Genomic DNA, 13,282 nt, shown 5'->3' with positions numbered 1-13,282 from the left:
CAAATTCACTATTTTAGCGATAAATATAAAACGCTAAAATTACTCCATAGATTAAAAATAAGATTGGAGTTCAAAATGGATGCTTTCATTCATCGCAGTCAAGACCGTGGTCATGTCAATATCGGTTGGCTAGAGTCTAAACACAGCTTTTCTTTTGGTAGTTGGTATAACCCTAAATATATGGGCGTAAGTGCTTTACGTGTCATCAATGACGACGTGATCGCGGGTCATCAAGGTTTTGGGCAACACCCCCATGACAATATGGAAATCTTAACCTGTGTGATCAAAGGCACCATCACCCATAAAGACAGCATGGGCAATCACGGCGGTATTTCTGCAGGTGAATGGCAACTGATGAGTGCAGGTAAGGGTGTACAGCACAGTGAAATGAATCAGGGTGATGAGCCGGTACATTTACTACAAATTTGGATTACCCCAAATCAAAGAGATGCAGCGCCAACCTATCAACAGATTCGTCTTGATCCACATGAGCAGCCAAATCAATGGCATGTGATCTGTGGTCCAAATGACAATGCTGCAATGCATATCCGTCAAGATGCCGAAGTCAAAACAGCTGTTATTGAAAAAGATCAAATGCTACAAGTTAAAGCTACACAGCATATTAACTATGTGCATGTGATTTCAGGTTCAATCCAAGTTGCAGAACATACTCTTTATGCAGGTGACGCGATTGCGTTCTTAGAAGCAAGCGACGTTAAATCTTTAGAAGATGCACAAGTGATTTGGTTTGATTTGCCTGAAGTCAAATAAGTCATCACTCACAATAAAAAGCCAACGTCGAGACGTTGGCTTTTTTAATGTAGAACTCAAGCAGTTTTTTCTTTTGGCTTAGAGAAAATTCACCACAAGTAACGCCACAGCCGCAGGTAAGGCTTGGATGTAGATAATTTTCTTACTGGCGGTCAGGCCACCATAAATCCCTGCAACCAAAACGCAGCCTAAAAAGAAATTGGCCAGTGGCAGTGCATAAGTTTCAGGTGCACATAACGCCCAAAATAGACCTGCGGCCAAGAAACCATTGTATAAGCCTTGATTTTTCGCCATGACTTTAGTCAGTTGCGCTTTTTCGGGCGTATTACCAAAGGCTTTTAAACCATAGGGCTTATCCCATAAAAACATCTCTAAAACTAAAATATACACATGCAACAGTGCAATTAAAGCAATCAAAATTTGTCCCATCATACCCTTTATCCTTATTTTTTGATGAATGATGCTAGATCAGCTTCATAGCTGATCTGGGTCGCAAACGCTTAAGGTTTCAAAAGTACTTTACCCTGACGTGCGCCTTGCGTTGCTTTCAGTGCAGCATCTTTAATTTGTGCAAAGTTGAAGATGCCTTCAACAGGCAGAAGTAACTTTTTCTGGGCAGCAAGCGTCAATAACTCCACAATTAACGCTTTTTTGCGTTCAGCAGACAATTGCTTATTCACCACACTTGCCCAAAAACCTTTGACTGTGGCTTGTTTAAAAATCAGATCTCCCGAAGAAATCTGCATGGTCTCACCCGTCATGCTACCAAATGAAACCAATAGACTATTTTCGCTAAGTAAAGTCAACATTTCACCACTGGCCTGACCACCAATGGAGTCTACACCCGCAATCAGTGGCTGATCTGCATGAATCGCTTTGACTTGTTCTTTCCAATCAGTTTGGTCTGTTGCTACCACATTTTGAATGCCTAAGGCCTGCATTTCAGCTACAGCCTCAGTACGGCGAACCAAATGAATGACCTTTTGACCACGCGCTTTTGCAATCATCGCCACGGTTTTACCCACCGCACCATTGGCGGTGTTCTGAATCAACCACGAATCTGCTGGTAAATCGATAAAATCTAAAAGCATCAGTGCACTGATCGGCATTCCAATCAACTGCGCTGCTGTTTCATTATCAATCGCATCAGTTAAAGGCACGATGCCATGTGCTGGCGCAATAAAATACTCAGCCCAACTGCCATGAATCCCTGCAACAGCGACACGCTGCCCTACCGATACGCCTTGTACACCCTCACCAAGTGCATCAATCACACCCACAGCTTCACTGCCACCAATTGCAGGCAGTGTCGGTTTATAACCATAACTACCACGCACTGTCCACACATCGTGGTTATGCATTGGCGATAGAATCATTTTAATACGTACTTCACCCGCTTTCGATTCAGGTTGCGGCATATCCGCAGCTTCCAAGACGTCAATAGGCTCACCAAAATGGTGATGAATAATACTTTGCATTTGCTATTCCTTTATCGGCTGTAATAGTTGTAGGGTAGTTTCCAAAGCGAGGTAAAGGGGTTGCTTATCTCGGGCCAGTCTTGCCAATAAAGCTGCTCCTAACCACAATTGATACATGGTTTGTGCCATTTTTTCAGCATCAATATACACTGGAATTGAACCGTCTTGCTGCCCGGCTTGGATTAGACCCGAAATATATTCTGTTAACTTACGTATCCCGAAGTTCAAAATCTGACGCATATCTTCAGATAAATCTGAGACTTCTGCTGCCAATTTGACGATTAAACAATTCTCCGCCCATCCCCCATCACTATGATGTTCAACATCACTTTCAATATGTGATGAGTTATCAATCCATGCTTGCCAAAGTGCCATCAGGCTTGCATAGGCGCTTCGCTGTTCTTGCTGTATCAGCTGATCGATTTTGACCTTATAATCGGCCAGATACTGCTGGAGTAGCGCACAGCCGAAAGCCTCCTTCGAAGTAAAGTAGTAATAGAATGAACCTTCGGCACATCACAATTCTTTAGAATTTCCTGTCAGCCCACTCCGACAAAACCTTTATGTAATACCAGTTGAAAACTGCTATTTAAAATGTGTAGTCGTGTTGCTTCGCTTTTGTCTGATCGTTTCATATCCACACTATAAATCAATAATAGACCAGTCGCCTATAAAATAATGCATCTACCTTTGATAATTCATCTCGAATCATAGGATTACATATAAATTTTGCTGATTAAATTTTAGATATAAACGATTGAAATAAATGTTACATTATACCATAACGCTAATTTTTAATTCATCTTATGTCTACACCTTCACAACGTTTACAAGCGATTGACGCCCTCAGAGGATTGGTTATTCTGATTATGATGGTCGACCATGTCAGAGAAACTTTTTATCTGCACCAGCAAGTCCCCGACCCGATGCTGATTCCCGGAACCGAAGAATCCCTTTTCTTTAGCCGAATCTTGGCTCACTTATGTGCCCCTGTTTTTGTGGTTTTAACAGGCTTATCGGCTTATCTTTACCAAACAAAAAACAACAGCGTTCAAATGACACGTGAATTTTTACTCAAACGCGGTCTATTTCTGATTTTTCTCGAACTGTTCATTATCAACTTCGCTTGGACTGGACAGTTTCCGCCCGATGTCATCTATTTACAAATAATTTGGGCCATTGGTCTGAGTATGGTGGTTTTAGCAGGCCTGATTGGGCTATCGCAAAAATGGCTCTGGGTGATCAGTCTCAGCATTATTTTTGGACATAATGCGCTGGATCAAGTGTCATTTTCACAAACACCTATCCTGCAAAATCTGTGGTTTATTTTACATGAACGTGGTTGGATCAAATTTGGAGATCTGATTCGCTTTAGAACCTCCTACCCTGTACTGCCTTGGATTGGGGTGATTACCCTTGGCTATTGCATCGGTCATACCATATTTAACAGTACATACGATGTCGCAAAAAGAAATCAAATCTTGTTAGGTTTCGGGCTTGCCAGTATCAGCTTATTTATCGTTTTAAGAATGATCAATCTCTATGGCGATCAAGCATGGTCGAGCATGCCGACCAATATTGAAACTGTTATGAGTTTTATGAATCTGACCAAATATCCGCCATCACTGCTGTTTTTTTTATGGAATGTAGGGCTCGGCTTAGTCCTGTTGGTGTTACTTCAAAAAGTTGAAAGTAAACCTTGGATCAAACCCTTGATTATCTTTGGTTCCGTACCTATGTTCTTTTATATCGTCCATTTATATGCACTTAAAGCCCTCTATCTCATTGCCCTCGCACTATTTGGCACGACCCATGGCGAATACTTCGGGGTTGATCATGTATCCACCCTCTGGCTCATTTCGATTATTTTAACTGTGGCTCTTTATCCGTTTATGTTGAAATTTTCAGCCTTTAAACATAAAAACAAACACATTCGCATTCTTAAATACCTTTAAGGGTTTAAGCTGTATAGCCCATTTCACTGAAATAAGATTGATGCTTAGTCCAACTAGGCATCAGATTTCTCAACACTCGGCAAATATGCTTTATGCGCCAACGAATGTCTGAAGCAAAAAATTTACTTTGCTTTAGTCTGCAATGCTAAGCAGATTGAAATTAGCAACATCCCGAACCAGCCAATTGGTGCAATTTGCTCTCCCACCAACAGAATTGCCAATACCGCAGCCACCAAAGACTCAAATAAAGTTAAGGTAATGGCTTTACTGGCAGGCACGGTTTTTAAACCATAACCCAATAAGACATAACCCAAAAACATCGGAATAAGCATCATATAACCAACGACATACAGGTTGATGTTCTCTTCAAACAAGTTTGAGCCCGTCATCCATAAAGTTGGAATTAATAATAAAGCACCGAGTCCAAAAATCAGTCCCATACTGGCTTTTGCATCTAATCCTTGGTCAATCATTCTTTTTGCAGCCCAAGAATATAAAGCATAAGTTAAGCCTGCCACTCCACCCAAGCCGATACCCAATATCTGTCTATGTTGAGATAAGCCTTCTGTATTTGCTGTAGTATGCGACTCTCCCAAAGACAACAATACCACCCCCGTTACCCCCAAAACAAAACTCACCAACCACGCCATGGAAAGCGGTTTTATGTCAAATACCTGTTCTAAAAGCGCAGTAAATAATTGTGCTGTGCCAATCGAAACCACCGTGCCAATAGTGATCCCCGCATAGTGCATCGACGAATAAAAAGCCAGAGGATAAACAAACACGGAAATTACACCAACACCAAGCATCACACTATTGGCTTTGATGTGTGGCAGATGGCTGATGATACTTTTACGTGCTAACAGTGCTTGTAATAAACCACCCCCCCATCGCGGCAGCCCCAATTGTCAGCGGACTCAAATGAGGTGCAAAGGATGCCACCGTCCCTGTAGTTCCCCATAGAAAAGCAGCGAACAGCACCGCGATAAAACCATAATTTGATACCGCAGAAACAGACTGATTCACGTACTGATTTCCTGTGTTAAAAGTATTTTCACAATCGCTGTTGCAGCTTGTACTTTTTCACTCGAGCTTTCCAAGCCTGCTCGCGCAATCGATCCCTCTAGAATAAAAGACAACAACAAAGCCATTTGTTTGACCTTGTCTGCGTCCGAAATGATAAGGGCAAGCTGTGTAGAGATAATGTTTTCAATTTCATCCTTGTGCGCTTTCACAGCCAAGCGCTCGGCGCTGTGCGCTGGGAACTCAGCAGCAGCATTCAACAAACCACAGCCCCGAAAGCCTTTTTCATAGGCAAACTCGGCATGGTCTTGATAGGCTTCAAAAACCGCGACAATTTTATCAATAGGGGTATGGGCTTGTTGGTTTCGAAGCGCATACAAATCTAACCACTCTTGATGCCGTGCTTCTATATAAGAAGTGATCAAGTCAGCCTTAGTCGCGAAATTATTATATAAGGACATTTTAGCAACTTTGGCCTTATCGGTAATGCTATTAATCCCTGTACTGGTGATGCCATCGTTATAAAACAAAATCGCGGCTGCATCTAAAATTTTCTGTTTCGCAGTTTTGGTATTCATCACACTCAACTAAGTAGACCGATCTACCTAATTTATAGAATCTGTAAAAATATACAAGTCACCTTTGCTTATTTAATGGAGGAAATATCAGATGAATCAAATACGGGAGAATACCCTTCAATCACCCCATTACAATGGCGGTGGATAAAAAGCGAAACAGAACAATCGCTCTATACTTTTACACAGCATATGTAGTTCCAACTTATATACAATGAGTTGCTATATAGGCTGAACAACGCGTGCTCAAAACCGCTCAGATGAAATTAAAAAACTGATCTACAAAAATGACTGCTACACAGTACAACTGCATAGTCTCTATAATTGCTTGTCTGAAACGAATAGTGAATCTAAAAAAGGATCGAGTTGGACAACTCAAGCTATAGCTGAATACTATAAAAGAAGACTTCAATACCTTAAATAAAAAAAGCAGCAAGAAAAGGTCTGACTGCTTTTTTTAGAATTTGATCACTGCCGATTTATGTGGTGTTCCCCACACTACTTGACGTAATGGCCCAACTTAAACTTGGGTTATCGATTAATGATTCGTTTTAATTTGTATTTAAAAATAATTTGGCGGAAGCGGTGAGATTCGAACTCACGGAGGACTCACACCCTCGTCGGTTTTCAAGACCGGTGCATTAAACCGCTCTGCCACGCTTCCATGGGCGCTATCATATAAATAAAAATATTTTTTGGCAAATATTTTTCATCTCACGGCCTTCAAAAAGCCACTATTCAGCTAAAAAATATTCAATCTCAATAAGATATTAACTTTACAGCCCACATATGCCAGAAAATTGAGCGATAACTCTGGCATCTTTTAGAAATTAATTTAAAAAAGGCATAAAAAAAACCCTGACTGAGTCAGGGTTTTTTGAAATTGGCGGAAGCGGTGAGATTCGAACTCACGGAGGACTCACACCCTCGTCGGTTTTCAAGACCGGTGCATTAAACCGCTCTGCCACGCTTCCATGGGCGACATCATATAAACATTCAATCTACTTGGCAAATACTTTTCTTCAAAAATCATACCAAGTGGCTAAAATTAAAACAAAATCTTTTAGTTCTCTGAACTTTCAGGTCTGTCATAACGAATTGAATTGACATACCAGTGTTTTTTTCCAGTTGGCGTCAACACTTCAATTTCATCATCGACTTGTTTGGACAGTAAAGCACGTGCCATCGGCGAGTCGATGGAGATGTGCTGTGGGTGATGATCATAAATTTCATCCACCCCGACGATGCGTAAGGTTTTTTGTTCCCCTGCGTCATTTTCAATTTCGACCCAAGCCCCAAAATAAATCTTGCCAACCTGCTCTTCAGAAAAGTCGATAATACGAAGTTCTTCGAGGCGTTTTCCCAAGTAGCGAACTCGTCGATCAATCTTACGTAAGATCTGTTTGTTGTACTGATAATCCGCGTTTTCACTACGGTCGCCAAGGCTTGCCGCCCAGTTTACTTTCTTGGTAATTTCAGGGCGTTCTTCATGCCAAAGCTGCTTTAATTCCGCCACCAATTTGTCGTGACCTGCACGTGTAATTAAGTTTGATTTCATGATGAATGCCGTCTAAATCTGCTCATTGATTTACAACAAAGGCTTATTTTATCTCTTATTTCTCCACAACAGAAGTTTATAAAATAAATTCCTTAATTAAATTAAATCCTTATGTTTCATTTTTCAAAAAAATATTGCACAAAATTTGACACTTTTAAAATTGCTATATATTATGCGCACATCTTAAATTAGTTGCCTGCCTTTTAATCTATGTAGTTTTTCTACATAATCTTCTTAATCCCATGTCATTTTGAATGACGTCATGAATGCCCAACCTCTTATTGAATTTAGACAACTTGAACTCGTTTTAAGGCATGTTTTTGCCTTTGCGTTCTAGGGCATAAATTACTTGTAGCGGAGACAACATGCACAGTAGTTCAACTTCTGGATCGAGGCTTTGCCTTAATTCATTAACTTTCTCTCTCCCGTTGAAAGCCCTTGCTTTAAGTACTTTGTTAATTCCATTTCATAGTATTAATGCAAGTAAGACCTACCAATATGATAACGTCGTCAATCATAATAAATTGACTGTCGTTTCAGTGGAAAACCCAACGACCGTTTTTAAAGATGGTCAGCATTTGCATGGTTTTGGTTATGACCTTGCACGTAACTATGCAGACAGCTTAAATGTAAAGCTAGACTTCAAAACCGTCCCCGATAATGCTACAGCACTGAAATGGGTAGCACAGGGCAAAGCAAATTTTGCAATGACCACGGCAAGTGTTCAAACGATTGAACAAAAAAGTCTCGCAACCTTTTCTGCAACTTGTGGTGATTTAAACGCTTTACGTAAAAATGGCCTCAATACTGAGCTGAACTGGGTATTTAAACATGCGAATGATCCATTAACGCAAACGGCGAGCGGATTTGTCTGCCGTGGTAAACAATCTGGTTCAATTGGTCAATTGGCCTCTTTTTACAACCGTAATGTCGTGAAGGCTGAAAACTGGAATACGATTCAACGCGATTTGCGTCAACGTATGCCAATCTATAAGGCCAGTTTTAAAAGCACAGCGCAAAAGTACGATTTAGATTGGCACTTATTAGCAGCCATTGGTTATCAAGAGTCTTATCTTAAACCGAACTCCGTTTCTCCCACGGGTGTTCGTGGTTTGATGATGTTGACCAATAGCACAGCCAAAGCCATGGGTGTAAGTAACCGTACCGATCCTACGCAAAGTATTCAAGGTGGTGCCAAGTACTACGACCAAATGCTGAGTCGCTATGAGGATATTCCCTTCCCTGACCGTAACTGGTATGCACTGGTTGCGTACAATATGGGACCAGGTGCGGTGAATCAGATTCAAAAGCGCATTCAGGCACAAGGTAAAGACCCCAATAACTGGCTCAATTTGTATGCTTACTTACAACAGAACCAAGCGAAGAATGGTCGTTACCGTCAAGCACTACAGTATGTGACACGTATCCGAGCGTATCTTGAACACATTAAAACCACGCCGCAGTTGGTCAATATCTAAAAGATCCTCTCTATCGGCATAAAAAAAGCTTACCTATAAAGGTAAGCTTTTTTTATTTCAGAACACTTAAGCTGTTTGCTCAAGCACTTTCTTAAATAAATCTTTTTGCTCTTGGCTAGGCTTCGCTGTTTGCAATGCCATCAACTGTGACATATCGCCTTGAACTTTTATTTTACCCGTCATGAACGCTTGCATTGCTGCAGCCATATCAAACTCAAGGAACACTTTACGTAGTGTTTCAGCATCCATGTTCAAAGTTGTTTTCGCGTTCGAAGACAAACCTTTTTTAATTGCGCCGCCATCTAAAGATAATTCGGTATTACCCGCATTGTCAGCAACAACTAGGTTAATTGCAAGATTCGCAAGTGCTGGCGGCAGGTTCAAATTACCCGCTTGAGCAGTTAATGTTTCTACAGTTGAAAACCAATCATCAGTTAAAAAAGCAGGCATGATGTTTCCTCAATTCTTTGTTCGTTGTGTGCTGCCTATCCAGACGGCATCATTGTGAAGCTAAATAAGCTCGGAGATTGTTATAGCATGTATATCCTACATGTGCCTAAAGTTTTTTGTACGTACCGTTCATATTTTATATTTCTTATACAAAGTTTATCAAAATCATCCACATAAAAAAAAACACCAATCATTGATTGGTGTTTTGCATTGGCCTAACTGACAAAATTAGTCTGCTGCAAAGCCAAGATTAACCATGTTAATGCGTTTGTTCTCAGGCTCATCTTCCGTTGAACAACTTTCACCTTTAAAGTCGAATTCACGTTCACTATCTAACGCTTCAAAGTCGAATAACTCACGATCAGCCAACTGCGATGGCGAGACATTTTGTAAAGCACCAAAAATACTATGTAGACGCTTTGGATGTGCTTTATCCCACTCACGCAGCATGTCATTTAACATGGCACGTTGCAGATTTTCCTGAGAACCACATAAATTACATGGAATAATCGGGAATTGACGCATTTCAGCATATTTAATGATGTCTTTTTCTTCCACATAAGCCAGTGGGCGAATCAAGATATTCTTTTTATCTGATGATAACAATTTAGGAGGCATCGCCTTTAAGCTACCGCCATGGAATAAGTTCAAGAAGAAGGTCGCCAAGATATCATCACGGTGATGGCCCAACGCCACTTTGGTCGCGCCAATTTCTTGCGCAAAGCCGTATAAAGAGCCACGGCGTAAGCGTGAACAAACTGCACAGTAGGTTTTACCTTCAGGCGTTAAACGTTTCGTAATGCTGTAGGTGTCTTTTTCTAAGATATAGTAGGGAATATTATTCTCTTCTAAATAACGTGGTAACACGTCCTCAGGGAAACCGGGTTGCTTCTGGTCTAAATTCACAGCCACCACATCAAAATTGATCGGTGCAATGCGTTTAAACTGCAACATAATATCGAGCAAGGTATAACTGTCCTTACCACCGGAAATGCAGACCATCACTTTATCGCCTTCTTCGATCATTTTAAAATCGCGAATGGCATGACCTACCTGACGGCGTAACTTTTTCAACAGACGATAATACGCAGAGCTAGTGGGTAGTTCTGGTTTAAAATTAAATCCCTGATTGGACTCAACTGGCGAGAACATAGACGAGTTAAACCTTAAAAAAAATACCGCGCAATTTTATCCGATTCACAGCCATCTCGCACCTAAAGAATGTAAATTCTCATGAATTGTCATTGCTGTCATATTCATGTATTGAAATCGGTTTAACTTTGAACGATTGCGTTCATATTTTAGCTGAACTGCTTATGTTTTGGACTTTTCCACATTTTTCCACAAAAGCTGGGGATAACTTTGTGGATTCTAATCGACTTGACAGGGTGTTCCCCCCACTCTTTAAGGCTTCTATTTAAATTGATTATTTTTTAATCAATTTATTTACCATTAAATTTCAATAACTTAAATCAGTCAAGCAATCCTCATTAAAAATAAATTAATTATTTTTTTTGATTACTTGCTCAACAATTTGACTTGATTTTTACAAAGACATGGATTTTTTAAACTTAAAATAGTTTCAGACGGTTCTTTTTTTGCTAAACTCATTTCTAGTACTGACATCGATTTTTTTACGATTAATAATAGATAATGAAAAATAAGCTGCTTTTGAGTCGTTTTTACGTTTTGGGGTGTATGACGATTTCGTTCATGGCACTTGATTGTCACGCGGGTCAAACTATCTACCAATTGAAAGATTCCAACGGCACGACCTTGTTAACCAATAAACAGAGTCGTTATAGTAACTTAAAAGTCGAAAAGAAAACCTATTATCCAGACAGTAATATCCACAGTTATAGTAACTGGGGGGCTTCTGAATCTTCCGTGTTGCCCAGTTATAGTCGTAACAAAAATGCTTTTGACCACATTATTCGCCAAGCTGCTCAAACCCACGGCGTTTCTGAAGGTTTAATTAAAGCGGTTATGCATACCGAATCAGGCTTTAATGTCAACGCACGCTCACCTGTTGGGGCTCAGGGTCTTATGCAACTCATGCCTGCGACAGCACGGCGCTTTAATGTCTCTAATGCATATGATCCACAGCAAAACATTAATGCAGGTGCCAAGTATTTGGCATGGCTGATGAAACGCTTTAACGGCAACACCAGTCTTGCGCTTGCAGGCTACAATGCTGGCGAAGGCAATGTACAAAAGTACGGTGGCATTCCACCCTTCCGTGAAACTCAAGACTATGTTCGCCGGGTGAGTAGCCGCTATAGCAATCTATATGCGGGCGGGATCAACATCTCTGCAGGCTCAAATAGCACACCGGCAAATGCTCAAGTCATTGCGCAATCTGCACATTACGATGCAGACTCTTCCCCAAGCACGCAACTCAGTGCGAGTCGTAGCGCACCTTCACGCCAAATTATCCTCGCAGCTGATGGCAGTTTTACTGATGCGCCGGGTTCCTATGCCACAGCCAATGCAACCGCCTCTGCCCGCATTCAAATTTCAGAATAATTTTTATAGCAGTTTTATTATTTTTTCTTGAATTTTGAAGAGTTTCACCTCATATTGAGATCAATGATTTTCGATTTATAAATCAGATTATTTTTTTATTATAAGAGGATTTTCTCAATGATGCGGATTGGTTTGTTCTTGCTAACCAACCTCGCGGTACTGGTTGTAGCTGGCATTATCTTGTCACTCTTCGGTGTCGGTAGTTACCATGGCGCGGGTGGCTTAAATCTAGGTAACCTACTGGTTATCTGTTTTGTCTTTGGTATGGTTGGCTCAACGATTTCTCTATTCATGTCAAAATGGATGGCGAAAAAAACAACTGGTACAGAGTTAATTGACCCAAATGCCCCGCGCAACCAAGCTGAAGCATGGTTGTTACAAGAAGTCGCTCAATTGGCGGAACGTTCTGGTATTAAAATGCCAGAAGTCGGTATTTTCCCGTCTTACCAATCGAATGCCTTTGCTACAGGTTGGAACAAGAACGATGCATTAGTTGCAGTTTCTACTGGCTTACTTGAGCGTATGAATAAAGATGAGCTTCGTGCAGTCTTGGCTCACGAAATTGGTCACGTGGCCAATGGTGACATGGTGACTTTAGCGCTCGTTCAAGGTGTCGTGAATGCCTTTGTGATGTTCTTTGCACGTGTCGCAGGTGATTTTATTGATCGTAATGTCTTTGGTCGTGAAGATGGTGAAGCACCAGGTTTAGCTTATTTTGCCATTACCATCGTGCTTGATATTGTCTTTGGTATTTTAGCTTCTGCAATCGTGATGTGGTTCTCCCGCTACCGCGAATATCGTGCAGATGAAGCAGGCGCGCGTCTTGCAGGCAAACAAGCAATGATTTCTGCCTTGTTGCGTTTACAAGCGGAGTCACAGTTTCCAGATGCGATGCCTAAAGAAATGAAAGCGTTTGCGATTGCGGCAGGTCAAGAACAAGGCTTCAGTTTAGCTGCATTGTTCCAAACCCACCCGACGATTGAACAACGTGTTGCTGCTTTACAACAGCTCGATTGTCCATAAACAGTTTGTTCACAAGATTTTAAAAAGCCTCCACTTGGAGGCTTTTTTGTGACTCTGCATAACAGAACATTTTCATTCAATCGTCACTTGGATACAGCGCAATAAACTGCCATTTGGGTCAATGATGCAAAAGTGGCGGATCTCATCAAAATCCTGAATATCGGTCATACGAGCGCTTTCCCACAACGACCAATTCACTTTAGACCAGTATTCATAATAAGGTTGAATTTCCGCTACGCGAATACAGGCACTATGCCATGAACTATTTGGATTTAAATGCGGATGATGAAAAAATTCCAGTGTCATTTCGCCCAAACGCAGAATCATCCACTCTGCGGACTGATAAACCAGATTAAAGCCCAAGCTTTGATAAAATGAAGCAGTGCACGCCAAATCTATCGCTGCCAAATTTGCCGTAATCTGACCTTCAAATTTCATCAGTGGC

12 protein-coding genes, 2 tRNA genes and 2 pseudogenes are annotated in these 13,282 nt (G+C 41.0%); 5 read left to right on the top strand and 11 right to left on the bottom strand.

Annotated elements, in window-relative coordinates; translation table 11 throughout:
- Positions 1–75: 75 nt before the first annotated feature.
- Entirely contained in the window at positions 76–771 is a 696-nt protein-coding gene (locus ACG9ZB_RS01605; protein WP_419323648.1) for a pirin family protein, read from the top strand.
- 78 nt (positions 772–849) lie between these two features.
- Here ACG9ZB_RS01605 and ACG9ZB_RS01600 read toward each other — a convergent pair whose 3' ends face one another.
- The 3 genes and pseudogenes from ACG9ZB_RS01600 to ACG9ZB_RS01590 form a co-directional block, all read right to left on the bottom strand.
- Positions 850–1,203 (bottom strand): DUF1304 domain-containing protein, encoded by a 354-nt coding sequence (locus ACG9ZB_RS01600; RefSeq protein WP_419323646.1) that lies wholly within the window; start codon positions 1,201–1,203, stop codon positions 850–852.
- A 68-nt stretch (positions 1,204–1,271) separates the two neighbouring features.
- The gene (locus ACG9ZB_RS01595; protein WP_419323644.1) at positions 1,272–2,249 is read right to left on the bottom strand and encodes a zinc-binding dehydrogenase; all 978 of its coding nucleotides are present in this window, start codon (positions 2,247–2,249) and stop codon (positions 1,272–1,274) included.
- A gap of 3 nt (positions 2,250–2,252) precedes the next feature.
- Positions 2,253–2,884 (bottom strand): annotated as a pseudogene (locus ACG9ZB_RS01590) (TetR/AcrR family transcriptional regulator).
- A gap of 171 nt (positions 2,885–3,055) precedes the next feature.
- On the opposite strand from ACG9ZB_RS01590, the gene ACG9ZB_RS01585 reads away from it, so the two are divergent.
- Positions 3,056–4,204 (top strand): DUF1624 domain-containing protein, encoded by a 1,149-nt coding sequence (locus tag ACG9ZB_RS01585; RefSeq protein ID WP_419323642.1) that lies wholly within the window; start codon positions 3,056–3,058, stop codon positions 4,202–4,204.
- A gap of 122 nt (positions 4,205–4,326) precedes the next feature.
- Here the strand turns inward: ACG9ZB_RS01585 and ACG9ZB_RS01580 are convergent.
- The 5 genes and pseudogenes from ACG9ZB_RS01580 to greB all read right to left on the bottom strand — a co-directional run bounded on the left by ACG9ZB_RS01580 (position 4,327) and on the right by greB (position 7,360).
- A pseudogene (locus tag ACG9ZB_RS01580) lies at positions 4,327–5,230 on the bottom strand (DMT family transporter).
- Positions 5,227–5,805, bottom strand: a complete 579-nt coding sequence (locus ACG9ZB_RS01575) for a TetR/AcrR family transcriptional regulator (protein ID WP_419323640.1) — start codon at positions 5,803–5,805, stop codon at positions 5,227–5,229. The pseudogene ACG9ZB_RS01580 and the gene ACG9ZB_RS01575 overlap by 4 nt, the downstream one beginning before the upstream one ends.
- A gap of 571 nt (positions 5,806–6,376) precedes the next feature.
- Positions 6,377–6,466, bottom strand: a tRNA-Ser gene (locus ACG9ZB_RS01570).
- Positions 6,467–6,686: 220 nt separating this feature from the next.
- A tRNA-Ser gene (locus ACG9ZB_RS01565) sits at positions 6,687–6,776 on the bottom strand.
- Positions 6,777–6,865: 89 nt separating this feature from the next.
- Positions 6,866–7,360: a transcription elongation factor GreB gene (greB, locus tag ACG9ZB_RS01560; RefSeq protein ID WP_419323638.1), complete on the bottom strand. Its 495-nt coding sequence runs from the start codon at positions 7,358–7,360 to the stop codon at positions 6,866–6,868.
- 365 nt (positions 7,361–7,725) lie between these two features.
- On the opposite strand from greB, the gene ACG9ZB_RS01555 reads away from it, so the two are divergent.
- Positions 7,726–8,838 carry a transglycosylase SLT domain-containing protein gene (locus tag ACG9ZB_RS01555; RefSeq protein ID WP_419323636.1) on the top strand — a complete coding sequence of 371 codons (1,113 nt, stop codon included), beginning with the start codon at positions 7,726–7,728 and terminating at the stop codon, positions 8,836–8,838.
- A gap of 66 nt (positions 8,839–8,904) precedes the next feature.
- On the opposite strand, the gene ACG9ZB_RS01550 is transcribed toward ACG9ZB_RS01555, so the two are convergent.
- Both ACG9ZB_RS01550 and ttcA read right to left on the bottom strand, forming a co-directional pair.
- On the bottom strand, positions 8,905–9,288 hold the full coding sequence (locus ACG9ZB_RS01550; RefSeq protein ID WP_004695646.1) for an SCP2 sterol-binding domain-containing protein: 384 nt from the start codon (positions 9,286–9,288) through the stop codon (positions 8,905–8,907).
- 228 nt (positions 9,289–9,516) lie between these two features.
- On the bottom strand, positions 9,517–10,440 hold the full coding sequence (gene ttcA, locus ACG9ZB_RS01545; protein ID WP_004695645.1) for a tRNA 2-thiocytidine(32) synthetase TtcA: 924 nt from the start codon (positions 10,438–10,440) through the stop codon (positions 9,517–9,519).
- A gap of 501 nt (positions 10,441–10,941) precedes the next feature.
- Here ttcA and ACG9ZB_RS01540 point away from each other — a divergent pair.
- Together ACG9ZB_RS01540 and htpX are read left to right on the top strand one after the other, a co-directional pair.
- Entirely contained in the window at positions 10,942–11,814 is an 873-nt protein-coding gene (locus tag ACG9ZB_RS01540) for a lytic transglycosylase domain-containing protein (protein WP_419323634.1), read from the top strand.
- A 117-nt stretch (positions 11,815–11,931) separates the two neighbouring features.
- On the top strand, positions 11,932–12,837 hold the full coding sequence (gene htpX / locus ACG9ZB_RS01535) for a protease HtpX (protein ID WP_419323632.1): 906 nt from the start codon (positions 11,932–11,934) through the stop codon (positions 12,835–12,837).
- Positions 12,838–12,909: 72 nt separating this feature from the next.
- Here htpX and ACG9ZB_RS01530 read toward each other — a convergent pair whose 3' ends face one another.
- Positions 12,910–13,275, bottom strand: coding sequence for a bleomycin resistance protein (locus tag ACG9ZB_RS01530; protein ID WP_419323630.1), 366 nt, complete (start codon positions 13,273–13,275; stop codon positions 12,910–12,912).
- Between the last annotated feature and the right edge of the window lie 7 nt (positions 13,276–13,282).

The sequence above is a fragment of the Acinetobacter johnsonii genome (genome assembly GCF_048551975.1).
Lineage (GTDB): Bacteria > Pseudomonadota > Gammaproteobacteria > Pseudomonadales > Moraxellaceae > Acinetobacter > Acinetobacter johnsonii_A.
Note: the sequence above shows the minus strand (reverse complement) of the source record. Positions and strands in the feature narration are given on the sequence as shown.